Below are 426 nucleotides of genomic sequence, written 5' to 3' on the forward strand. Positions count from 1 at the left end.
CGTCTCCGTCGACCAGAAGGAGCACGAGCAGATCTTCCCGAAGCCCGGCTGGGTCGAGCACGACGCCACCGAGATCTGGGAGAACGTGCAGGAGGTCGTCGCCGGGGCCATCGTCAAGGCCGGCATCACCTCCGCCGACGTCAAGGCGATCGGCATCACCAACCAGCGCGAGACCACCCTGCTCTGGGACAAGAACACCGGTGAGCCGGTCCACAACGCGCTCGTCTGGCAGGACACCCGCACCGACGCTCTCTGCAAGGAGCTCGGCCGCAACGTGGGCCAGGACCGCTTCCGCCGCGAGACCGGGCTGCCGCTCGCCTCGTACTTCGCCGGGCCCAAGGTCCGCTGGCTGCTCGACAACGTCGAGGGGCTGCGCGAGCGCGCCGAGGCGGGCGACATCCTCTTCGGCACCATGGACTCCTGGGT

Annotated in this window: 1 protein-coding gene; it reads left to right on the plus strand. The window is 69.0% G+C overall.

Features of this window, described 5'->3' with window-relative positions; translation table 11 throughout:
* On the plus strand, positions 1–426 hold a 426-nt coding region (locus tag RNB18_RS52615), incomplete at both ends, for an FGGY family carbohydrate kinase (protein WP_311721130.1).

It is taken from the genome of Streptomyces doebereineriae (assembly GCF_031845645.1).
Lineage (GTDB): Bacteria > Actinomycetota > Actinomycetes > Streptomycetales > Streptomycetaceae > Streptomyces > Streptomyces canus.